Source organism: Shewanella salipaludis, assembly GCF_012911865.1.
GTDB classification, from domain to species: domain Bacteria; phylum Pseudomonadota; class Gammaproteobacteria; order Enterobacterales; family Shewanellaceae; genus Shewanella; species Shewanella salipaludis.
In genome coordinates, this window is the sequence record NZ_JAAXYH010000001.1 from 628,854 (window position 1) to 651,819 (window position 22,966).

General features: G+C 54.1%; 18 protein-coding genes. All 18 read right to left on the reverse strand.

Annotation, left to right across the window (positions count from 1 at the left end):
• Position 1: 1 nt before the first annotated feature.
• Positions 2-292, reverse strand: coding sequence for a PAAR domain-containing protein (locus HC757_RS02710; protein ID WP_169562750.1), 291 nt, complete (start codon positions 290-292; stop codon positions 2-4).
• Between the two features lie 40 nt (positions 293-332).
• Complete coding sequence (gene tssI, locus HC757_RS02715; RefSeq protein WP_169562751.1) at positions 333-2,147, reverse strand: type VI secretion system tip protein TssI/VgrG; 1,815 nt, start codon at positions 2,145-2,147, stop codon at positions 333-335.
• Positions 2,148-2,222: 75 nt separating this feature from the next.
• On the reverse strand, positions 2,223-2,702 hold the full coding sequence (locus HC757_RS02720) for an Hcp family type VI secretion system effector (RefSeq protein ID WP_169562752.1): 480 nt from the start codon (positions 2,700-2,702) through the stop codon (positions 2,223-2,225).
• 332 nt (positions 2,703-3,034) lie between these two features.
• The gene (gene tssH / locus HC757_RS02725; protein ID WP_169562753.1) at positions 3,035-5,644 is read right to left on the reverse strand and encodes a type VI secretion system ATPase TssH; all 2,610 of its coding nucleotides are present in this window, start codon (positions 5,642-5,644) and stop codon (positions 3,035-3,037) included.
• A gap of 18 nt (positions 5,645-5,662) precedes the next feature.
• Positions 5,663-6,661 (reverse strand): type VI secretion system baseplate subunit TssG, encoded by a 999-nt coding sequence (tssG, locus tag HC757_RS02730; RefSeq protein ID WP_169562754.1) that lies wholly within the window; start codon positions 6,659-6,661, stop codon positions 5,663-5,665.
• Positions 6,658-8,490 carry a type VI secretion system baseplate subunit TssF gene (gene tssF / locus HC757_RS02735; protein WP_169562755.1) on the reverse strand — a complete coding sequence of 611 codons (1,833 nt, stop codon included), beginning with the start codon at positions 8,488-8,490 and terminating at the stop codon, positions 6,658-6,660. The genes tssG and tssF overlap by 4 nt, the downstream gene beginning before the upstream one ends.
• Complete coding sequence (gene tssE, locus HC757_RS02740) at positions 8,487-8,978, reverse strand: type VI secretion system baseplate subunit TssE (RefSeq protein ID WP_169562756.1); 492 nt, start codon at positions 8,976-8,978, stop codon at positions 8,487-8,489. The genes tssF and tssE overlap by 4 nt, the downstream gene beginning before the upstream one ends.
• A gap of 23 nt (positions 8,979-9,001) precedes the next feature.
• Positions 9,002-9,811, reverse strand: coding sequence for a type VI secretion system accessory protein TagJ (locus tag HC757_RS02745; RefSeq protein WP_169562757.1), 810 nt, complete (start codon positions 9,809-9,811; stop codon positions 9,002-9,004).
• Positions 9,812-9,819: 8 nt separating this feature from the next.
• Positions 9,820-11,367 (reverse strand): type VI secretion system contractile sheath large subunit, encoded by a 1,548-nt coding sequence (gene tssC / locus HC757_RS02750; RefSeq protein ID WP_169562758.1) that lies wholly within the window; start codon positions 11,365-11,367, stop codon positions 9,820-9,822.
• A 69-nt stretch (positions 11,368-11,436) separates the two neighbouring features.
• The gene (tssC, locus tag HC757_RS02755; RefSeq protein WP_169562759.1) at positions 11,437-12,930 is read right to left on the reverse strand and encodes a type VI secretion system contractile sheath large subunit; all 1,494 of its coding nucleotides are present in this window, start codon (positions 12,928-12,930) and stop codon (positions 11,437-11,439) included.
• 1 nt (position 12,931) lies between these two features.
• Positions 12,932-13,432 carry a type VI secretion system contractile sheath small subunit gene (gene tssB, locus HC757_RS02760; RefSeq protein WP_169562760.1) on the reverse strand — a complete coding sequence of 167 codons (501 nt, stop codon included), beginning with the start codon at positions 13,430-13,432 and terminating at the stop codon, positions 12,932-12,934.
• A 63-nt stretch (positions 13,433-13,495) separates the two neighbouring features.
• The gene (tssA, locus tag HC757_RS02765; RefSeq protein ID WP_169562761.1) at positions 13,496-14,599 is read right to left on the reverse strand and encodes a type VI secretion system protein TssA; all 1,104 of its coding nucleotides are present in this window, start codon (positions 14,597-14,599) and stop codon (positions 13,496-13,498) included.
• A 70-nt stretch (positions 14,600-14,669) separates the two neighbouring features.
• The gene (locus HC757_RS02770) at positions 14,670-15,443 is read right to left on the reverse strand and encodes a PP2C family protein-serine/threonine phosphatase (RefSeq protein ID WP_169562762.1); all 774 of its coding nucleotides are present in this window, start codon (positions 15,441-15,443) and stop codon (positions 14,670-14,672) included.
• A gap of 16 nt (positions 15,444-15,459) precedes the next feature.
• Entirely contained in the window at positions 15,460-16,176 is a 717-nt protein-coding gene (tagF, locus tag HC757_RS02775) for a type VI secretion system-associated protein TagF (RefSeq protein WP_169562763.1), read from the reverse strand.
• Positions 16,158-19,694, reverse strand: coding sequence for a type VI secretion system membrane subunit TssM (tssM, locus tag HC757_RS02780; RefSeq protein ID WP_169562764.1), 3,537 nt, complete (start codon positions 19,692-19,694; stop codon positions 16,158-16,160). The genes tagF and tssM overlap by 19 nt, the downstream gene beginning before the upstream one ends.
• A 24-nt stretch (positions 19,695-19,718) precedes the next feature.
• Positions 19,719-21,023, reverse strand: coding sequence for a type VI secretion system protein TssL, long form (gene tssL / locus HC757_RS02785; RefSeq protein WP_169562765.1), 1,305 nt, complete (start codon positions 21,021-21,023; stop codon positions 19,719-19,721).
• Between the two features lie 60 nt (positions 21,024-21,083).
• Positions 21,084-22,412, reverse strand: coding sequence for a type VI secretion system baseplate subunit TssK (gene tssK, locus HC757_RS02790; RefSeq protein ID WP_169562766.1), 1,329 nt, complete (start codon positions 22,410-22,412; stop codon positions 21,084-21,086).
• Between the two features lie 22 nt (positions 22,413-22,434).
• Entirely contained in the window at positions 22,435-22,893 is a 459-nt protein-coding gene (gene tssJ / locus HC757_RS02795) for a type VI secretion system lipoprotein TssJ (RefSeq protein ID WP_244623007.1), read from the reverse strand.
• Positions 22,894-22,966: the final 73 nt, after the last annotated feature.

The following is a 22,966-nucleotide window of genomic DNA, read 5'->3' on the forward strand; positions in this document are numbered from 1 at the left end:
CTTAACCGCCAATGAGCACTGTCGGTACCCCGACCACGAGTTTGCCGCCATGATCTGTGGCATCACCCAACCTGGCGGCATTCTTGCCATTGATAAACACGCTAGATGAACCACCGCTGATGGTGTCGGGTGGCCCTATGCACACCAGCTTGTCGCCCTTGCGGGCCGCGGGTATGCCGCCAATAGACACGTTGGGAGAGCCGGCCACCACGGGACCGCCCACATGAGGCACTTGCCCTGTCACTTTTGGGCAAAGGTGCATGGAACCTATCACAGACGCAGGCTTTCCCATATCGCTTCCTTAATACTGTCCTTGGCTTGCCGGCATGGCATCAATTGATGCTGACCTTGCTGCCCTTGATGGTGATGTTGCTGCCCTTGATGCTGATCGAACCGTCGCTCTTCATGGAGATCGAGGCCGAGCCCGTCTTGATGGTGATGGCGTCGCCGGCATCTATGACCAGTTTCTTACCCACCTTGAGGGTATCGCCCCCATCTATGGTTGTTTTGCGGTCTTTATTGACTGTGACAGTGTCCTTGCCCTTCACCAGCGTCAGCCTGTCGTTATCGACAGTGTCCGACTGATCATTTTCGACATGGAAGGTAAAGTCTTTCTCTGCATGCAGGTAAACTAACTCACTGCCCTTCTTGTCGTCGAAGCTCAACTCGTTGAAGTTGGCCGCGCCGCCTTTCTCTGTGGAGCGGGTCTTGATGCCGCTCTGGGACTTGGCGTCCGGCAAGGCGTAGGGTGGCATGTGATCCGAGTTGTAGACAGACCCGACTATGATGGGCTGATCCGGATCGCCGTTGAGAAACTCCACCAGGACTTCCTGATCGCGGCGGGGGAAAAAGGCACTGCCCCAATTCTTGCCGGCCCAGCTCTGGCTCACCCTGATAGGACAGGAACTCTCGTGATCTTTGATCTGGCTCCTGTCCCAATGAAACTTGACCGTGACCCGGCCCAGGGCATCGACGGAAATCTCTTCGCTGCCCTTACAGGTTACCGTCGCCGTCTGCACCCCACGGATCTTGGGTTTCGCCGTAATGGCACGTGGGCGATAGGCCACTGTCTTGGGAACACATTGGAAACTATTGGTGATCTGTTGCAGTTTGACCTGGCTGGCGCCGGTTTGACTGACCACGGCCGCCGTCAGCACCAAACGGGTAATGACATATTGCTTGCCAACCTCCGCCTTGTCTTCATGCTCGGTAAGGGTAAAGGTTTGCCCGGTCGCGAAGGTGCGACAATTACTCGCCCCCTTGCGCAACTGTATATCCCGCTGCAATGCTTCCAGTTTAACCGCGGCAACGGCCTTGCCGCGGGGATGCACATCGGCCTCGGCCTCGTAGGAAAAAATTTCGTAATCTGCATGCTTGGGCACCAGGCTGCCGGCGTTATGCGTGCCTGTGGGCAATTCCTTGGGCTTGAGCAGATTGTAGCCGCGCTGGACATATTTACCCGGCGCCATGTTGACGGCGCTATGCCATTGGCTGATATGGGCTTCGGCCAGACTGCCGGTATGGAACTTGACTTTATTCTCTATGCAAGGCTCGTAGGCGGTCGCCTTATCCGCCAATACCAATGTATGGCCGCTCTCGGTATGGGTGAAATAATAAAATATTCCTTCCTGTTCCAATAAGCGACTCATGAATAAAAAGTCGGATTCTTCGTACTGAACCTTGAATTCATAATCCGGGTAGGTGCCACTTATTTTGGCGGACACATCCACCTTGACACCATGCTCTCCCGCCAGTTCCTCTATGATCTTGAGGATGTTTTTTTTCTTGAAAATGCGACTGTTGACCCTATGCTGCATGAACCATGCGGCGGCAACTATGGTAATGGCATAATCGCGATGATCGTTATTTTCGGCGTCTTTGTTGACCCTGAGACCCAGGGAGGTAATATCCGAAACCACGCCATTAATATAGCGTTGCTTACCATTACCCAACTTGAGTGTAATAGTCACATCCTTACCTATCAGCTCCTGCGAATTAATTTCGCCGCCATTGGTATAGACATGTGCCTTGACATTAAAAAGATCCGATATCGCTTCCTCAAACACAAAACGAGTCAAGTAAAGCTTATCTTTCCCTAGGGGAGTATCAATCTTGATACTGTTCTCATCCTGAGTAGCCAACTGCATATCGAAACCCTAATGCTATTACATAAGAAACAAAGAAAACTGATGCGGATAAACCGCACCAGTCTGACCTTAGCCTTACAGCTTCTGGCCTTTAACACCGCTATAGCCATAAACTTGTGGCGCAGCAGCATTGTTTTTGTCGTCTGATGGTACAACAGTCATCATTAACTCTGTGTAACTAATGACAATTGTTTCAACTGGACGGTCACCTGAAACTGACATGTGATAGCTGCTAACCATGGCATCTGTCAGTTCAATTTTCATGATTTCTTCGATGACATCACCTTGCTTGGTGATGTGGAAAATCGCTTTTTTACCCTTGCCGATAGTCGCTTCTTTGAAGAAATCAGGAGAAGACTTATCTTGCAACTTAGTGATCACCACGTCGCTCAGACGTGTTGAACTGGCTTCACGATCCATTGTGGTACCAGTGTAAGAAGTGATTTCGCGCTGTGAACCCCAATCCATTGACAGGACAGTGATCATATCTTTAAAAGCTTCAGCAGTGGCTTCGCCTTTAATGCCTTCATAGTCCAAATATGTATTTGCTTGCATTACAATATTCCTTTTTACAAATTAACACGGCTGTCCTTAAATGGACGTTAAATAACGTCAAGGCATCCAATACCTTAACGACCAAAAAAGAGTGTCAAAATCAATAGCAGATTAACCATCACTGGCAACAGATATAAAAATCGGCACTCTATTTAAGTACAGTGGATTATACTACCCACAATAATTTGTTCAACATTTAATATCGAATAATTGGCGACGGAATATATTTAACCCATGAAACAACACTTTATTAATTTTATTAACAAAGCATTAATCAACACATGTCAAAAATATGTCTCTCGCCAATCAATCCTATTTCAGCTTTGCCTGAGTCAATCCAGCTTGTAGCTGAAATCATCCTCTATTATCTCCAGGCTGACATTCGTCAGCGACTGCGCATCCGCAACACATTGCAATATTTTCACCGACAGTTCGGGAAGAATGCGATTCTGTAAGATGTTGTGAATGGTTCTCGCACCACTGTCGGCGTCCTGACATTGGGACACTATGTAATCCAACACCTGAGCTTGATAAGCGAATGTCACCCCATAGTGTTTTTCCAGACGCTTGGTCACGCGCGCGAGTTGCAAACGGGCGATCATCACCAGCTTGTCCGCATCGAGCGGCAGGTAAGGGATGACGTTGAGGCGACCCAGGAATGCCGGCTTGAATACCTGCAACAGATCCGGCTTCAGCGCCTTGGCGAGTCCGGTCGCCGACGGCGCCGTGGCCTCATCCTCACACAACCTCATGGTGGTATCCGTGCCCACATTGGAGGTCATAATGATGATGGTATTCTTGAAGTCTATGTCCCGACCTTCCCCATCCTTGATGGTGCCCTTGTCGAATACCTGGTAGAAAATGTCCTGTACCCCTGGGTGGGCTTTTTCCATTTCGTCGAGCAGAATCACGCTATAGGGTTTGCGACGCACAGCTTCCGTCAGCACCCCGCCCTCACCATAACCTACGTATCCAGGCGGTGAACCCAGCAACAGGGACACCTTATGTTCTTCCTTGAATTCCGACATGTTGATGACGGTGAGATTGTCTTCACTGCCATAGACTTGTTCCGCCACCGCCAGTGCGGTTTCTGTCTTACCGACACCGCTGGGGCCGGTGAGGAGGAAAATGCCGTTCGGCTTATTCTCGTCGGCGAGCTGGGCCCTGGAGGTTTGTACCGTCCTGGCGATCAGCTCCAGCGCATGGCTTTGGCCTATGACCCTCTGTGCCAGCGTGTCCTTGAGCGACAATACCGTCTTGATCTCATCCGCCTGCATCTTGCCAAGGGGAATACCCGTCCAATCCGAGACCACCTCGGCAATCAGGGCCTCGCTCACCAGCCAGTGCACCATGGGACAAGGGATCTCTGCCAGAGAGGCTTTGATTTCATTTAACCTGTCCAGCAATCCCGACTTGTCTTCCAGGTTGTCATCACTCAATTTCTCGGCCAGATCCCGGGCGGCCAACACCAACTCCTTCTCATGGTGCCATTGCCTCTCCAGCTGCACCAGCTTGTCCTGGGCCTGGCTCAGGTCCGTCTCCAATTGTTCCAGGGTCGCCAGATGATCCGTGCCTAAGGTCTGCTCGCGGCGTAACACGGCCATTTCGGCCTGGAGCTGCTGCACCCTGCGCTGTTGATCTTCCACCTGACCCGGAACCGCATCCTGACTCATGGCCACCCGGGAGCAGGCGGTATCCAAGAGGCCCACCGCCTTATCCGGCAGTTGACGGCCATTGATATAGCGATCCGACAGGTGGACCGCCGCCTGCAGCGCCTTGTCGGCGATGTTGACCTTGTGATGCGACTCCATCACCGGCAGTATGCCACGCAACATGACGACCGCCAGCTCGGGCCTCGGCTCTTCGACTTTGACCACCTGGAAACGCCTGGTCAGGGCGGCATCTTTCTCGAAATACTTCTTGTACTCGGCCCAGGTCGTCGCCGCTATGGTCCTGAGCTCGCCCCTGGCCAACGCCGGCTTGAGCAGGTTGGCGGCGTCGTTCTGCCCCGCCTGGCCACCACTGCCTATCATGGTATGGGCTTCATCTATGAAGAGTATGATGGGCCGGGCACTGTTGCGGACTTCCTTGATGACGTTCTTCAGGCGGTTTTCGAATTCGCCCTTCATTCCGGCACCCGCCTGCAGCAAGGCCAAATCCAGTACCCTGAGGGAGACGTTTTTCAGTCTGTCGGGCACGTCGCCGGCCGCTATCTTGAGCGCCAGGCCTTCCACCACGGCCGTCTTGCCGACACCGGCTTCCCCCGTCAGTATCGGGTTGTTCTGCCGCCGGCGTGACAATATGTCTATCATCTGACGGATCTCGAAGTCCCGGCCTATGATGGGATCTATCTTGCCTGCCAGCGCCTGTGCCGTCAGATCTTGGGTGAATTGATCCAACGCCTGGGTCTTGCCCTGGCCCACGGCCTGCTGTTCGGCCTTGGCTGCCGTCCCGGGGGTTTGCTGTTCCCGGGAATGGGCTTCCAGGCTGGGCCAGGCCTTGAGTATCTCGGCGGCATCCAGCTTATCCAACTCGCTGACGCGCCGGCTCACCGGCGCCGCCAGGGTGTCATCCTTGAGCAGGGAGTACAACAGATAGGCCGAGCGTATCTGCGCATCGCCGAAGTCTATCGTGGTATTCAGCCAAGTCGCCCGCAGCAGGTTGACCAGCTGAACCGAAATGGCAGGCAGCGAATTATTGCCCGTCTTCAAGCCTTCGAGCGCTTGCTGCAATTGATAGTGCAACTTGTCCGCATCCACGGCGAAGCTGCTGAGCAACAACCTGAGATCCGAATCTTGCTGCTCCAACAGGGCGTCGAGCCAATGCTCGATTTCCACGCTGTAATGACTGCGGGATTGACACCTGGCGGTGGCTGCTTCCAGCCCGGCTTTGGTTAGCGGGTTGAGCTTCTCAACCAGGCTCTTTAACGAAGTATTTGACATATAGCTTCCTATGCTTAATTAACTGCGTGCCAGCTTAAAACTGACTTGGCTGGCACTCTCCAGCCTATGGCTGCGAATGCTCAAACGTCCTATCTGTCCGAGCCGGTTCCGACCCGAGCCCAGTTGTACCCGGGCAAAGTCGGCATAACGCCCCGACAGGCTGATGCGTGTCCGTATCACGGGATCCAGATACCGGGACAACAAGCCCTTGACCAGCTCATACAGACTCTCCCCCGGCATGAGACGGCTCAGCACCTCAGACTCTGCCTCGATGCGCACATCTATGGCCGAGCCTATGTCCCACACCCTGCGCCCCAACATGGCGGAACGTCCCAACTCGGCATTCACGCCTTCGGGTTGTAACCGGCTCGCCAAGCTGCTGCACTCCTCATGATCCAGGGTCAACCAGCGCCCCTGCAGGGGAATGATGCTGACCTTGGCGCCGAGCAATTCGGTCAACATCTGCTGCAGATGCTGGGCACCGCGGTTCGCCGTGGCGAAGGCGCCGGCGTAATAGGAGCCCATGGAGGCCTGGGTGCCGACCAGCTTGGTCAGCACCTGGCTGAAGGAGTCCTGGCTGTCGGCCTGATTCTCATATTGGCAGGGAAAGCGATACTTCTCCCATGCCCGGTAATAGAGGGATATGAGCCTGTGGTTGAAGAGATCGAAGAAGTCCCGCATCGACCTGTCGCGCTGCTTCAAGCGCTGCAACATCAGCTCGGAATAATGTTGCGGCAAGACCCCGGACGGCCCTGTGAGTCCCATGAAACTGACATGTATGTCATGGCTGGACTTGTCTGGGTAGCTCGAGTCCGTGGCTTCGATCTTACTTATGGGTTGCCCGGGGAAACCCATGTGCTGCACCGACTTGAAGCGGATCAATTCCTGCCCGGGAAAGGCATCGCGGCCGACGCTGTACCACTGCTGTTCCTGAGCCGACAACTGACGCTGCAGGAAATACACCGCCTGATAGAAATCGACGCTGCCGGGCTGCTCGAGCAACTGAGTGAAGGTCATAGCAACACCTGTCCACCGACCCTGGCCGGCCAGGTGTGGTACATTTGTTCCTGCTCTTTGAGCTTGATCGACAATCGGGTGTAGGAGTTGATGGCCGCGAACTGGGCGAAAAACACATCCAAAATGTTGGCGAAAAAGTAAACCCCGGTGCCGGCATAGGCCGACTGACTGAACTCGAGGCGGATCTCGGAACCGGCGCACACAGCCACCCGTCCGCCCTGATTGACCCTGGCACTGCCCTGGTCGATGCTGAGGCCGACTATGCCGTCGATCAGGGCCTTGGACTCGGGAGTACAGCGGAAGTCATACAGCTTGAGGGTATCCTTCAAGCGCTCCAGCGCCCGTTCACCGGTGAAACTGTTGAGTGTCAGGTGATTGACCAATTGCCAGCGACTGTTTTCCTGCAATGCCGGCCGCACACTGATGGTCGGGGCCACCAGGCATTGCACGCTCTTGATCACGTCCACATGGCTGCGAATATTGAACTTGGGCTCGCCACCGCCGAACGGCAGATAGGATGGCAGGTTTCTGTTGCTGCATTGAGCCGTCACCTGGATCACCCAGTCCTGCTCAGTGTCTTCGACAGACACCCCCTTGAACTTGCGATCTATCACTGACAGATACATTTCCGTGCCCGCTTCCGAATAGCCGCCGGCCCAGTCGACGAACTCCCTGCGGCTATGCCAGAACATGTCTTCTTGCTGCAGGTAATTCGGGTGTCCCTGGCTGTAGTAGGGATTCAACACGACTTCGTTGCCGAAGGGATCGTAGGCTTCCACCTTGTCGATGGAAATGACTTCGCAGACATCGGCATCGAGGTAACCCGGCGCCAGGCGATACTCGTATTGCGACGCCAACAGCTTTATCGGCTCGAGCTTCTGCGAAAACAGGTTGATCACCGGGGTGCATCCGAGCAGAAAACTCTCGGCGTTGATATGACGCTCGAGCTCGGGCGCCCCTTCGGCGAGGTAAAAGTACAGCTCGAATTGATCGGCAATCCCGGGCCACTCCGGGTCCAGCTCGTCGAGATCCACGAACAGAAACTTCTCCGGACACAGGAATTGTTCCACCAGCAGACGATAGCCGGCGAAGCTTTTCTGGCTGTAGGGCACCACTTGCTCATCGTCGCCGAAGCCGACACTCTTTATGTGCCTCGGCTGCAGGTAACGTATCTTATCCTCGGCACCGACCGGGGCTATGCCTATGCTCAACACCTGTCTGAACAGCAGTTCATACAGGGCATAGACATGATGGCGCTGGCCATTGAGATAGAAGCGTAATCTGCGGCTGCCCAGTTCATGCATCGCCGTATTGTCGAATTCACAGGCGAGCGTCAGCTTGATGATCGCCTTGATCTGCCTATGGGACATGGGGGTCGGCGCCTTGAACGGCGCATTCTTGAATTCGGCCTTGACCACCTCCAGCGGCAAGACTTCGGTGGCGTAACAGGACTTGAACAGGCAAGGCTTCAAGCCATCGGCCTGAGTTTCGAATTCCGTGCCACGCTCGACCACTATGCCCGAGGTCGACAGATTCTGGCTGGTCATCTTCAGGATGGAACAGGCGGGGATCGGCGCCTGGTAGTCCGGGTACAGCTGGCCCAATAGGGCATCCGTGACTTCCGGAAAGCTGTCATCCAATTTCTGGCGGATCTGCGCCGTCAACAGGGAAAAAGCTTCGATCAGCCGCGACACATGGGGATCTTCGACATTTTCTTCGGTGATCCGCAGCCGTCCGGCAATCTTGGGATATTGCTCGGCAAATTCGGCGCCCATGCGACGGATAAAGGTCAGTTCACGATTGTAATACTTGAGCAATTCATCGTTCATGATTGATAGTCCTTTATCTTTAATCCCAAATGCACTGGCTCGATCTCGGAATCGAACATGATATGTTCGGGTTCGGGATCGGCATACAGCAACGCCTGGATCCTCAGTCGCAACACCCTGTCTATGGCGTCTTCATTTTCGATGAGCACCACTTCGACGTCGATGAACCTGGGTTCGAAACGCCGTATCGTCTGCTCCACCGCGCGGCATAACTTGGCTCTGCCCTGCTCGGTATCGACCACCATCACGGAGAAATCCGGCAGGCCGTAATTCAACAAACTCTGGTCCAGCTCCTGATAACAATCGGGCCAGATATGCCATTGCACCCGGCTGTTGAGCAGGTTTTCCAGATCCCGTTTCACACTGGTGCGCAGCGCCTTAAGATCGAAACTTCGGCGGGAACGCCCGGTGTCGCTCTCCCCCGGCGCGTCGTCGATCAGCCGGTCCAGCACCGACATCTGCAATGTGTGTTTGTTGCTAATCTTCACAGGTCAATTCTCTGCAACGGCGCTCAAGACACACTCTGCAGGGACGCTGCCGCCTGACGCTCCAGGCTTGTCAGCTCGGACAGCGGCATGGCATTGTCGCCAACCAACCACATCTTCTGTCCCAGGCCAGTCGCCAGCATCTCCCCTTGGGCCAGCCAATCCGTGTCCCGGCCCAGCAGGGCACCCTCTTCGCTGCTGCCGACATAGGTCAGCGGCAGGAAGGCTTCACCGCTGGGACCATCTATGATGGCAATCTCGGCCTTGCGCCAGACCAGCTCGATCAGCGAGGTGGGCTTATGCAGCGACAGCGAGGCTATCTCGGCAAACTTGGCCAGATAAAACTTGCCGTCGGTACCAAAGACTTCGACATAGCCCCCCAGCACGTCATCCAAGTCACGCACATCGGCCACAGTCTGGCCGTTGAGTTCCAGCAGCGCCTTGTCGCGCTGCTGTTCAAGTTCGCCGGCGAGCTGCGCCGCGGCGGCGAAATCTGCCTCTTTGAGTGCCAGATTGAGTTTCAGGGTATGTTCAAACATGACATCGGCGCCCTGGAACAGGGTCGCCGTCATGCCACCCTGGTAGAAGTCGCGCCTGGCCTGATCGGCACGGATCAATTGGCGCAGGTTGACGGCACCGAGCAGGAAATCCGGGTGCTGTCTCACCATCATGTCCAACTGGGCATCGGCCTGGCTGAGATCGCCTCTGATGCAGAGCAGTTCGACATAGGCGGCCCGCAAATCGCCATTCAGGGGATCCTCGCGCAGGCCTTTCTCACAATGTTCGCAGGCGAGATCCAGACTTCCCTGTTTCACCAACTCGTTCAACCTTTTCATGCTAATCCTTATGCCATTGCTGTTGTTTGTTGCTTGGGAGACAGTTCCGCCACCAGCTTCACCGTCGTCACCATCTGATCCAATTGAAAATGCGGCTGCAGGTGGATGATGGAAAAATAGTGTCCCGGCTGACCCCGTTTCTCCCTGACCTGTATCTTCGCCGCCCGCAGCGGAAAGCGCGCCCGGATCTCGTCGGAGGCATCTTCCGTCGCCGTGGTATATTTATGCAGCCAGCGCTGCAAGTCCTGCTCACACTCCTGTGCCGAGTGATAGCCCCCCACCTTGTCTCTGCCTATCACCTTGACATAGTGGGCAAAACGAGCCACACACAGTATGTACTGCAGCATGGCGGACAGCCTGTGGTTGACGTTGGCAACCAGTTTGTCGCTGGCCTTGGCCTGCTGGACCGAGGCGTTGTTGTAAAACGCAAAATAATCGCTGTAGGGCACGGCAGACAGGGGAATAAAACCACTGTCTGACAGCTCGGCCTCGAACCTGTGGCTGACGAGCAGACTCACCGAAGGTTTGTTGCTGCGCTGGTACCTGTCGGTCTCATATTGGCAAGCGGGTAAACCGCTCACCAGACCAAAACTGTGGCTGCCGGATTTCATCCCCCGGATCTGCCCGAACCACCCCGACTCGCAATAGGCCCTGACCAAGACTGCGGCGAAGGCAAACGCGGCATTGCCCCAGAGGTAGTCCTGTTCCGGCTTGGCCAGGCTTTCCTTAAACACGAAGCCCTCGGCCCGCGAACCGTCGTCCTTGTAGGGGCTGCGCAGCAGCACCTGGGGCAGCACCAGGCCCAGAAATCTGGCGTCTTCCATCTCCCGCAACGAGCGCCACTTGCTGTATTCGGGTTGCTTGAATTGGTTGTTGATATCGGCAACCTGCCCCAACTCGGAGAAGTTATCCACCCCAAACAGCGAGGGATGCGCGGCACAAAGAAAAGGCGCAAAGGCCGCCGCCGCCGTCCTGGCAACTTCTTTCAGGGTATCCAGATCGTTACTCACCTGCCCTGGGCGGATGATGTGGCTTATCTGGTAATCCCCTATCAGGGCACCGAAGGGCTCGCCCCCCGGCATATCGAATTCATTGTTGTAAATGAGCTTAAAAAATTCGCTCTGATCAAAATCTATGGCCCTGGCGATATCCTTTGACAGCTCCAGCCAGGACAGAGAAATCACTCTGACCTTAACCTTCTGTTCCCTGTCATAAACTTCCGCCTGCTCCGTCAGATACAAGATCCCGCGCCAGCTGGCTTCGAGCGCCTGCAGCGTCTTATGGTGCAAGATTTCATTCACTTGGGCGTTAATCAACTCATCGATGGCGGCAATGGCCCGGCATAGCAGAGGCCCAATGAGCTTAACGTCTATTTCTTTTATATTTTCAACATGTTCAAGCCAATACAATATGGCCGATGCCGCATTTTCTTCGCGTAAAAAACGCGCCAGTACCCCGCTGCGGGTGATATCTGCGTAGGCGGAGCCGCTGTTGCCTCGAGTGTTCTGTAATGAGATAAAAATATCTTCAGGAACAAAACGTACCGCACTGGACATGCCTACCCCACACTATCTCAAAGCAGAAAGATCGGGTTCGGCCGGTGGCCGAACCCGAGCGACGCCGACTTAACCGCCGACTTGCGGGATCTTGGCGACCAAACGCAAGGAGGTTGACAGTTCTTCCAGCTGCAGCCAGGGCTTGAGCCAGGCAACCGCATTGTAAGAACCTGGACGACCAGGGATTTCTTTTACCTGCACCTTGGCATCGGCCAGAGGGTAACGGGCACGCACTTCCTGGCCACCGCCTTCGGAGGCGTTGACATAGCTGAGGATCCAGCGATTGAGCCAGACTTCAACGTCTTCGGCTTCCATGAAGCTGCCGATCTTGTCACGCGCCAACACTTTCAGGTAGTGAGCGAAACGTGAGGTCGCCATCAGGTAAGGCAGACGGGCGGAAATCGCCGCGTTGGCCGTGGCTTCCGGGCTGTCGTATTTCTTGGGTTTCTGCGCCGTCTGGGCCCCGAAGAACACGGCGTAATCTGTATTCTTGTAATGGCATAAGGGCAGGAAGCCCAATTTGCCGAGCTCGGCTTCACGTCTGTCGGTGATGCCTATTTCGGTCGGGCATTTCAGATCCGGATCACCGTCATCACTCATGAAGATATGGCTCGGCAGACCTTCGACCTTGCCACCCCCCTCGGCGCCGCGGATCGCGGTACAGAAGCTGTATTGCGAGAAGGCGTTGGTCAAACGCGTGCCCAGGACATAGGCGGCGTTCATCCAGCAGTAATCCGCATGTTCAGTGGTCTTGGCGACCCCCTTAACCGGATCTATGTCGAACTCTTCGTAGCCAAACTCTTCCACAGGACTGGTCGCACTGCCGTAGGGCAAGCGGCCCAGGACCCTTGGCATGGTCAGGGTCACGAAACGGGAATCTTCACTCTCACGGAACGAGCGCCACTTGGTGTATTCCAGGGATTCGAAGATTTTTTCCAAGTCACGGGGTTTGGACAACTCGGTCCATTCATCGAAACCGAACATGGTCGGTGATGCCGATGACAGGAATGGGCAGAAGCCCGCCGCCGCCACATTCGACATATAGGTCAGAGTTTCAATATCTTCGGGATGGTTGGTAAACTCATAGTCACCGATCAGGGCGCCATAGGGTTCACCGCCCGGCGTGCCGAACTCGGCCTCGTAGACCTTCTTGAAGGTCTGGCTCTGATCGAATTCCACCGCCTTGCTCAGATCTTTGTACAGCTCTTTCTTCGACATGCTCATCAGGCGAATTTTCATGGTCGCATTGGTTTCTGAATTCATCACCAGATGATTCAGACCGCGCCAGGAGCCCTCGAGCTTCTGAAAAGCATCCGTGTGCATGATCTCGGCCAGTTGGGTCGAAATGGCCGCATCCAGGCGCTGGATAGCTTCATTGAAAGTGACAGTCAGGTTTTTATTCCAACTGACGGTGCCGTTCATGGCTTCCTGGGTCAGGGTACGGATCAGCTCCTCGGCACGGCTGGCCTCGGTTTGCTTGGTCGCTCCGATCGCCATGTCCAGCAGAGACGCAGCTTCCAGTTCGGCGTTATCATGTTGTTCGACTAATGCTTCCGTGCTCATGTTACTTATCCTCTAGGCTTAATTCCTGCGCCAATTTCTGCAGATCATCATTGCTATTAAGCACTCGCTCCAGGATATTTTCCAATTCCTCTGAGCGGTCAATTTTGGTCATCAAATCACGCAGCTTGTTACGGGTTTCCATTAATTTATTCAATGGATCAACCTGTTTAACAATCGCTGCAGGTTCGAAGTCCTGCATGGACTTGAACTCCAACTCGACATTGAACTGGCTGTCATCATCGGCCAATTTATTGTCGACCTTGAAACTCAGCTTTGGATTCATGCGTCTCAGTACATCATCGAAATTATCGCGATCTATCTGTACGAAACGACGATCTTTGAGTGGCTTAAGCGCTTCGGTATTTTGCCCGGCAAAATCCCCCATGACGCCGACAACAAAAGGCAACTCTTTTTTTACTGCTGCTCCTTCAGTTTCAACATCATAGGTTATATGTACTCTGGGTTTTCTCACCCGAGATAATTTGCTATGAATACTTTCCATTAACGTTCTCCTGTTAAAAAGATGTTGCCGCAGTGTGTATTCCACTTAGGCTATAACTCACGGCTATTTGTTTTCAGAAATACCCGTCAGTTTGAAATACCCACTGCGACTGTTGCCGTCATCTATTAATTCTTGCAACAACTCAGGTAGGCTTAAACCACTCCAACGAATAACCTGTTCGAGCGAATATGACATAGGGGAATGCGGCTCGGTCTTGCGAAAAAAGTCAGCCGCTTGTTGCAGGCTTTGAATGACCTGTTGCCGGGTTTGCAATTGTTTTGCGACAGGATTGACAGCATCGCCTTCGGCAGCCATTGCTTCAGCATCGGATTCGGCGCTAATTATATCGACTGCTGCGACCGTCGCTAATTTATCTGCGGCCAGGTAGTTAACCGCATCCAGGCATTGTTGCAGGGCTTTGCTGATTGAACTCGTGGGTTGAGGCACCCCTCCCATCGCGCTATCCATTTGATTGGACAGCATTTCAAACTCAGCAATTGCACTTTTTAATTCGATTACCAGCGTACGGTAAAATTCAGCGGAAGACTCGGAAATGGCCCGCTTTATTTGCTCAAGATTGACAACACCATTATCCGTTTTCTTCTTTTGCTTGTCTTCATTCTCGCGGGAAAGTTCCAGGGCACGCACATATTGCCAGGTGGCGAAGCACCCGGATGCCGTATTTTCGGTAATAGGAATACTCATAATTGGCGTAATAAGTGCGCCATCACCATCATAGCCATTCAGGCCGACCAGAGGTGCTACACGAAAATCTATGTCGTCTTCATCCGGACTGGGAAATAGATCGGCCCAGAAATGTTCAATGAGTAAATGCGTCGTCTTGAAACCAATCGCCAATCCCAAAAAACCATGGACGCGACATAAGGCTTCAATTAACCAGGCAGAAAACTCCAAATCTTTGACTTCATGGCAGAGTGCCTGGGGAATTTCATCTACGAGTGGACGCCAATCTCCGACGAGTGATTGGAAATCGTCTTCTTCTACCAGGAGGGTTCTTTCATTTGCCCTGGCTTGGCTGCGAATATCTTTGAGGCGATAATATTGGGAGCTGGGAGACACATCGGCGCGCGGATCGACCCCAGCTGGGGTCGATTCGCTGACGGGTGTAACCAAACTATCGAAATCTATTATATTACCGTAATCCATCACGCGTCATTTCATCCCTGAAAAGTATCACTAATACGCTAGTCTAAGTGTATTGAATAAGACCATTGTATTACACATTAGTTTTCAAATAAAGCGGTATCGTTTTGCTGCACTCGCTCACCAGCCCGGAGACATTCAGACTCACTAGAATACAGGTCACATTGTCTTTGGCACCAGACACTAAGGTCGAATGCAATAAGGCTTTATTTGCCTCGGCGATGCTGCCATGCCCCATATATTGCTCGATCTCATTGTCGGGGATCTCTTTATTCAGGCCATCCGTGCATAACAGATAGAGATCGCCGCTCAAACAGGATCCGGAAATATGGTCGACTTCTATCTGACGCTCTACCCCTATGGCGCGGGTGATCACATTCGCCAATTCATGATGTTCGGCTTCATCGGCAGAGATCAGTCCCTGCTGTACCATTTCGTTGACCTGGCTATGATCGCTGCTCAGTTGGCTGAGTCGTCTATCCCTGAGCAAGTAGCAGCGGCTGTCACCCACCCAGAGTACGTGATACTGCCCCCGCTCGATGAACAACACCACCACGGTAGAACCGGCAGTTTGGCCATCCAGATGCTCTTCGGCAAAGCGGCACACGGCGGCATTGGCCTCATGCAAGGCGGCCGTCAGCATCTCGACCGAAGGCTCCCCTGGATGCCTTGAAATGGCGCGACTCAAGGTGTCCATCACCAATTGGCTGGCAACATCGCCGGCCTCATGTCCGCCCATGCCATCGGCCACGGCCCATACACCCGACTCGGGCAGCGCCAGGCAGGCATCTTCATTGATCTTGCGCACCAATCCTTTGTGTGTCTGGGTATCTGACAAAAATTGCATATTAATCAATCCAATATTAAAACTTTATCGTCTTTGGCAGCCAATTCCATTGCTGCCATCCCCCGGCCAACATGCCGGCGAATTGGCTAATTTGGGGTAAGCCAGAGGTCACCAGCAGGCAGGGGGCGACCCGCTCCGAACCCGATGTCCACCAGAGGCAATAGCGGCCAAACTGGTGAACATAGCTCTGATGTAATAATCCCTGTAAATTCAAATCTATATTCGCCTCTATGGCCCAGGCCTGCCTGGCATTGGGCTCATTGACCGACGAAGTGGTAATGCGCTTGTCGGTGGACCAGGCCATGTCCAGGCTGCTGAGTTCGGCCAGCCAGGATGACAACTCGAAATCATCATCCAGGGTACGCAGTATCAGTTCTTCGGCCTGGGCATGTTGCTGTTTCTGCTGCCAGGCCTGGATGGGCGACACATCGACCGCCGCCGCCAGGGTAAAAGGAAAATGCCGCCCCACCAGATCCACGCTGGGGATCAGCGTGCCCACCATGGGGGATTCGGTGCAGACGCCAGCGGACAGGGCAAAATGCCATACGGGGCTGGTGAGATAGGCAGGTAACCAGGCATCGGCCAGCTGTTCACGACTCACGGCCATCACCGCCTGCAGCCATTCATTCCAGCTGTCGATGAAATCTATCGGCAGATCCTGGGCAAGAAAATCGCCATGACTGGGGATCTTGCCGCAGATCCCCATCATGGGTTTCACAGGGTTTCCGGACACTTAAAGGCCTCCAATGCACCGCTCCAAAACGGGTTATTCACACTGTCCGGCACCAGCTCCAGCCGCGCCTTGTTGCCCTGCACCGAGAGATACAAGATCCTGTCTTTCTTGGTTTCGGGTCTTTCCTGAGTCAGTTCATCGAGTAACCTGAACCAGGACCACTCGCCCTCATAGGAGGTATTGGCGGCCAAGCCTGAGTTGGCCGGGGTAAATACCAAACGGGTACGCAACTTGTCGCGATCACCTGGCCAGGAGAATTGACGCGTCCTCGACGGCCCGTGTCGATAGGACAGCTCTTGCCCGTCCAGCTCCACCAACAGATGGGTGATATGGCTATCCAGGTACACGGGTCTCAAGCCGAAGCCCACTTTCAGCCTTTGGCTGCCATCCTCAAAATAGGTGGCACGTATGCGCCTGGCCGCCTGGAAGGTCTTTAAGATCCTGTCGCTTATGCCGATATCCTGTTTGAAGCTCCATTGGGCTCTATTGGTGTTGACGAACGGACTCAGGTAGTCATTGAAGAACTGATCCAAGGTACCGCCATAGCCGAAAAAGCGTTCAAAATCGCGCAGCTTGATTTCTTTGCTGCTGCGCTTGCTCAGTGGATAACGCCCCGAGATGGCCTTGCGATACTCGGACACTACCTTGCTCTTCCAGGCTTCGTTGATATGCGCTCGACTGCCCTGGGCGAACAGCTGGGCCGTATCGTTGGAAATCTCCCCCAACCAATCGGAGAAAGGCGGCGGCACGTCACTGCGCAGTCGCCGCAACATGACGGTCAGCTCGCTGGCATCCTTGTTATCTCTCTGATTAGCATAGGCTTGCATCGCCATGCCACCCGGCACATACAGGCGTTCCAGGTAGGCATAATATTTCTGGCTGGTCAGGGCTATCTGCTCCAGCTGAGGCGCATCTATCTGCAACAGCTCATGGAAGGCCAGTTCCACCTTTCTCCCCGGAAGTTGCTTGCTCATGTCGGGCATCTCATCCGGCAACAGGCGACCCAACCTGGATTTCTGCGATGAGAATTTGGTATCCGCCACCTTGCCGGCGACATCCAGCGTCATGTTGAGTTCGGCAGATTCGGGCAACGACGTCAGCCTGGTATTCTGCTGGAAGGCCTTGATCAGGCTCTGTATGGGTTGCTCCGGACCTGCGAGCACCTTGGTCACATAGAGTCCCTGCTCGACGTTGGCAATGGGGTTGACCTGGATATCATCCAGCAGTTGCTGCCAAAGGTAAGTGTAATCACGCAGATACTTGTCCGTTACCTGAGCCGAAAGTTCAGCCTCGGCGACCTCATCCTTGTCTTCATCTATGTCGCCATAGACCCAGTTGTCTTCCAGCAGGTTCTTGATGATACGGCGCTTTTCTATGTTGAATACGCCGTGGAAACCTTGGTATGTGTACAGACCCGGGATCCCCTGTTGCAGCGGCTGACCACTCTTGCGCACTATCACATTCACGCCATCGGTTCCCAGCACATCGGACAACCTGAAATCGGGGATGCGGCTCTTCATCAATTCGGTACGAATGCGCTGATAGGCACGCTCGGCCAGGGGCACAGTCATCAACAGCTCTCGGGCGGCGGCAATCGCGGTGTCGTCATACTGACTGGCCTGCACTCCCGAGGCCAGCAGCGCCGTCATATGACCCTGCAATGACAGTCTCACGGGCAAGTTAACGTCGCCGGCCAACTTGCGTGACAGATAGAGTTCATACCAGGAACTGACCAACTCGGCATCGAAGTGTTCCGGATGGAACAGCATCAGATAGGTCTTCAAGGTCTCGTAGAGGTAATCCCTATGCTGGCTGTTGACTTCCATTTCATCGGTCAGGTCACCTAGCAACTCGGGCAAGAGTGCTGCCCGCAGCGCCTTCTGGTAGGCCGACTGAGCCGACTGTCCAAGCTTATCTCCCTGATACAGACCGAGATTCTTGGGACCACCTTCGGGCAACACCCCTGCATAACCGGCCGGCATGTCTCTGAGAATACTCAGTTGCTCATTCAGCGACAGCAGATCTGCCCTGGCCTGGGTCGAGACCTGATAACGCTCGACGGACAGGGTCGCATCGTTAATCAATTGTTGGTTCCAGCTATAGCTGTCATACCAGGCATACAGCATCCAGGACGCTGTCAGAGTGGTAACGGCCAGCACCCCATGTCTTATCCAGGTATGCTTGGTCTTATGCTTCAGGTTAACCGTCGCCAGATCCCGCTCCGGGATGATGATGTCTTCGAAGAAGCGGCGGATGAAGAAGCCTTTGCCTTCACCCGTTTGTTGCCTCAGCGGCGGTTCTTCCAAACCATAGTTGCCACCGACCTGCTTCATGATCCTGTCGATCGGTACCCCTTGCTGAGTGGCACTGGTGATATAGACACCGCGCAACATGGTCGGCTTCTCGAATGGATTGCGGGAGAAGATCTCCTTCAGAAAATCGTCGGCGGCACTCTGTAACAGCCGCAGTTGTCGTGGGAATTCATAGATGGAACTGCGGCTCTCACCGTCCCTTTCATGCTGCAGACGAGTGAACAGCCCTTGATAGAGGCGATTGATCAGCGCATGGAACTCACGGTTAAACTGGGCGACCACGCCATTCTCACTCTCGGCATGTTGGGCCGAGAAGGTCATGCCCCATACCTGATCTCTGTCTTCTGCACTCAAATCGGCAAAGAATTCGGTGAAGCCGGCAACCAGATCCGCCTTGGTGAACATGACATACACAGGGAATGTCATCCCCAGTTGACTCTGAAGTTCCTGGATCCTCTGCTTTATGGCTCTGGCGTGTAAATTACGCTCGGTACGGGTCTGCGCCAGCAGATCCGACAGACTGACAAAGACCAATACCCCATTGATGGGGCGGCGGGGACGGTATTTACGCAACAAGCCGAGGAACCCCTGCCAGGCGGAGGAATCCTGCGACGCATGGCTATCTTGGGTCGTATAGCGGCCCGCCGTATCTATCAATACGGCTTCATTGGTAAACCACCAATCGCACTGACGGGTGCCGCCAATGCCACTGATAGAATCCACGCCCATTTGTTCCATCAGCGGGAATTCCAGCCCCGAGTTGTGCAGCGTGGTGGTCTTGCCCGAGCCCGGAGCACCGATCAGCATGTACCAGGGCAGTTGATATATGTCCCTGGCATTGCTGAAGCGCGCATGCTTGAGGATCTCCAACGCCTTCTGCATCCGGGTCGTCAGAATCTCTATGTCGCGCTTGGCCAGCTCATCGTGTTGCTGCTCATCGCTGCTCAGCAGAGATTCGACCGCCTGGTTATGATTCTTCAGCTCTCTGGTGCGCTTGATATAGTGACTCGTGCCCCAGACCAACGCCAGGGCGAGCAGGGTGATAAGCCTGGCGCTGCTGGACACCAGCGGCTCCACACCGGCGATAGCGACGAGCGGACCACCGAACCAAATGAGCAACGCCAATGCCAGCACACCTAACAGGGTAATAAATAAAGCCGACTTTATTACCCTCAGGATGGCATCCATTATTCCTTTTACCTTCATTACTGTCTTCCTTGGTCGACGTCTCTATTTCAACAGGTCAATTTCAACACGACGATTGAGTGCCCGGTTCGCAGGGCTATCATTGGGTACTATCGGATCCGCTTCTCCCCGGCCTTCGGGTTGCAGGCGGCCATGGAGATTGGCGCCGGCCGCCAGACTTTCGGCCATCACATTGGCGCGGGCCAAGGACAAGTGCCAGTTTGACGGATATCTGCTGGTAAATATCGGCAAGTCATCCGTGTAGCCGTTGACGAGGATACGGCCTTCGGTGCCCTCCAATGCCCTGGCAATCTTGACCACCACGGGCAGGAAGCTCTCGTTGATTTCGCTGCCGCCCGGCGTGAATAAATGCTGTAAGCCGACACGAATACGCACCCTGTCCGGCAGCTCCATCACCTGCAGCAAGCCCATGCCGACTTCGGTTTGCAGCAATTGTTGCAGCCGCAGTCCGTCGTGGCCTATTTGGCTCTGGGCCGGTAACGGTTCCTCGGTAACCACCAAGGCATTCAGCTCGCGATTGATCTGATCCGATTGCAGATTGATCTGGTAGTTGAAATACATATAGGCGCCGAGCAGCACTACGCCGATGAAGGAGCAAAGCACCCATAATGGGAAGCGGCTCTCCAGGCGGTTGACTTCCTTGACATCCGAGCGCCAGCCGGGTGACAGTTCTCTCGAAGGCTCTCCCCTCTGACTTCGAATCGCCTTGTATGCCCTGTCCTTTATCGTTTCCAGCTTCTCATAGCCATGATCTTCGACCCGCATCTTGCCGACAAATCCCAGGGAGAGGCAGAGATACTGGAGTTCGAGCAGCATGAGGTTGTCTCTGGGTGCCAGGATCGCACTCTCGAGCAGAGTGAAAAAGTACTCGCCGCCGAAGGTTTCATTGTGGAAGGTCGAGAGTAAGCTCTCGGTCGCCCAATCGCTGTTGCCGCCCCAGTTGGTATTGAGCACCACTTCATCTATGAAGCAACACATGCAATAGCGGGCGCGCTCTATCAATTCCGAGCCTATCTGCTTGGCCCGCAGCTGCTGTTCATATTGCTGAATTAACAGGACACACTGCTTCTTCAGCCCAAGCGCATCCTGATGCTGCCTGGTGCTGCGAATGGGGGAGATCAGGGAGATCAAGGTCCCGGCATCATCGATCAACACATTGTCGCTGACGGATAACTGAGTCGGCTTATGTTGCGCGCCATACTGCTCATTGGGCACCGCCAGTTGCGTCTTGTCGTTAGCGTGACTGTCATTGTCTTTCGCCGCCGGCGCCGGCGGTACCTTCCCCGCCCGGGCGCCGGGCCTGGGTTTAATTACTGTTTTATCTGACATAGTCACTTTTCCCTGTTAACCATATATCACTAAATCTAATGCCTTGGATATGATTGAATATCAAGACTTTATCGCCCAAAGCTCCAGCTTGAGGCCTGGATAATTTCCAGAAAGATGCAAGGCAATACCGCCACTGTTGACCAGCCTTTCCCAATAGATACCGGTTTTATCCAGTTGGAAATAATGGAAGCCGGCATGGTATGGCACCTGTCTGGGGGCCACCGGCAGGCTGCTGACGGCTATGCCTGGAAGTTGATTGTTAACCAGCTCCCTTATGTGTTCTACCGGGCCAATTTTCAACCTGGCCGGCAGGTGTTTGCGTATGTCATCGGCCGGGAGATCGGCACTGACCGCCAGGACAAACTGGGCATATTCCAGCAAGGTCTTGTCGGTCAGAGGTGACACCATGATGCCGAATTTCGCCTGCTCGATGGGCAATGCCATCGCCGTCTGCTCCAACACCACGCTGAGCGTCTGATTCAGGATCACCGACAGATTGCCAAAGACAGACGACAACTCGAGATGCTGATAGCTTGGAAAATCCGGGCAGCGCTTCTCCTTGCTGGTGAAGGTCGCCAGCTCACCCAACATGGCCACACTGAGCAGATACAGGCGCTCCGGATGCAGGCCATCGCTCTGTTTCAGGTGCTTGAACATGGGCTCATAGCGATTGAGCACCTGCAGCATCAAAAAATCCGCAATCGAGTTGGCACTGCCCTGCCCCTTGGAAATCCGTGCCGCCAAGGCTTCGGCCCTTTGCCTCAGCATGCCCAGGGTTTCATGAATGAAACCACTCAGTTCGGCATCGCGTTGCACATTGAGGCTGGGGGGGATGAATTTCTTGTCCAGCTTGACCTCGCCCTGCTCGCTGACCTCCCGAATACAGGCGATGGGCATGGACACATAGCCGCCCCTGTCTTCACTTTCGAGCTTCAGCACCAGGCGCAATTTCGCCAATTGGATCATCTCGGTGCTTTCTTCCGCCAGGCTGTTGTCAGCCACGGCTTTATCGAAGAAATGGAAGCGGGTGATATTCCCACTATCCGCCGGGGCGATATCCAGGCCGTTGGTTTTTTCGAATGCCAGGCAGAGGAACACGAGTTGATCGCGACAGCCCTTGGGAACGGCTATCGCCGCCGGCAGGAAGTCATTTTCCGGCAGTTCGAGCACGGTTCCATCGGGCAAGATCCCCGTCAGGGAGGTGATGCCGAACTGAGCAAACTTGAGCAACTGAGCGTCCAATTCACATTCCGAAACGCCCCAGGAACAGGGCGACTGCATGAGCTGCCGTTTTTGCTGTGTGTTGGTAAAATAACGTTCTTGCTGCTGAAAATGCTGCGGCCGTAAAAAGACACCTTCGGTCCAGGCTATCTTGCTGAATTCACTCATCTAACCTTCTCCTGCAGCCACATTAATGCTTGCGCACTTCGGCATCGTGTTCCCTGATGTACACGGCAAGCTTATCGACATAGACATAAGCATCATCGTACCCGGTAGGATCGACATCGACCACGGCCTGCCAACGTGCGCCTTCGATATCTCGGTAGGCCACAAGCACGGCGACGGCCTTGGTCGTCGGCTGCAGAAACATCTCATATTCCAGACGTGAACTGGGTTCAAATACCAGTTCATCTTTCTTGATTAAATCGGTTCTCAGGGTCTCGTCGGCATTATCGTATAAGGCAAAAAAGTCTTGGTTCTCAAATACCGTTTTAGAAGATAATTCATAGATATTCACTATGACAGGTGAAGCACGTCCTTCAATATCTGGATTGATATCTTCGGCTATCCTGAAATTTAATGTGGTTGACGGAGGAAAGGTAGAATATACCGCCTGACAGCCGGTTAACGCCATGACAAAAATGGCCATTACGGCCCCTGAAATTACTCTGTTCATTGATGCTACTCCCTTCGAAATGCTGCTATTGAATATATCGAGAACG

What these genes read in the sequence shown, in the direction of transcription:
- HC757_RS02710 (WP_169562750.1), bottom strand. Translation starts at nt 292, where the DNA reads ATGGGAAAGCCTGCGTCTGTGATAGGTTCCATGCACCTTTGCCCAAAA.
- tssI (WP_169562751.1), bottom strand. Translation starts at nt 2,147, where the DNA reads ATGCAGTTGGCTACTCAGGATGAGAACAGTATCAAGATTGATACTCCC.
- HC757_RS02720 (WP_169562752.1), bottom strand. Translation starts at nt 2,702, where the DNA reads ATGCAAGCAAATACATATTTGGACTATGAAGGCATTAAAGGCGAAGCC.
- tssH (WP_169562753.1), bottom strand. Translation starts at nt 5,644, where the DNA reads ATGTCAAATACTTCGTTAAAGAGCCTGGTTGAGAAGCTCAACCCGCTA.
- tssG (WP_169562754.1), bottom strand. Translation starts at nt 6,661, where the DNA reads ATGACCTTCACTCAGTTGCTCGAGCAGCCCGGCAGCGTCGATTTCTAT.
- tssF (WP_169562755.1), bottom strand. Translation starts at nt 8,490, where the DNA reads ATGAACGATGAATTGCTCAAGTATTACAATCGTGAACTGACCTTTATC.
- HC757_RS02745 (WP_169562757.1), bottom strand. Translation starts at nt 9,811, where the DNA reads ATGAAAAGGTTGAACGAGTTGGTGAAACAGGGAAGTCTGGATCTCGCC.
- tssC (WP_169562758.1), bottom strand. Translation starts at nt 11,367, where the DNA reads ATGTCCAGTGCGGTACGTTTTGTTCCTGAAGATATTTTTATCTCATTA.
- tssC (WP_169562759.1), bottom strand. Translation starts at nt 12,930, where the DNA reads ATGAGCACGGAAGCATTAGTCGAACAACATGATAACGCCGAACTGGAA.
- tssB (WP_169562760.1), bottom strand. Translation starts at nt 13,432, where the DNA reads ATGGAAAGTATTCATAGCAAATTATCTCGGGTGAGAAAACCCAGAGTA.
- tssA (WP_169562761.1), bottom strand. Translation starts at nt 14,599, where the DNA reads ATGGATTACGGTAATATAATAGATTTCGATAGTTTGGTTACACCCGTC.
- HC757_RS02770 (WP_169562762.1), bottom strand. Translation starts at nt 15,443, where the DNA reads ATGCAATTTTTGTCAGATACCCAGACACACAAAGGATTGGTGCGCAAG.
- tssM (WP_169562764.1), bottom strand. Translation starts at nt 19,694, where the DNA reads ATGAAGGTAAAAGGAATAATGGATGCCATCCTGAGGGTAATAAAGTCG.
- tssL (WP_169562765.1), bottom strand. Translation starts at nt 21,023, where the DNA reads ATGTCAGATAAAACAGTAATTAAACCCAGGCCCGGCGCCCGGGCGGGG.
- tssK (WP_169562766.1), bottom strand. Translation starts at nt 22,412, where the DNA reads ATGAGTGAATTCAGCAAGATAGCCTGGACCGAAGGTGTCTTTTTACGG.
- tssJ (WP_244623007.1), bottom strand. Translation starts at nt 22,893, where the DNA reads ATGGCCATTTTTGTCATGGCGTTAACCGGCTGTCAGGCGGTATATTCT.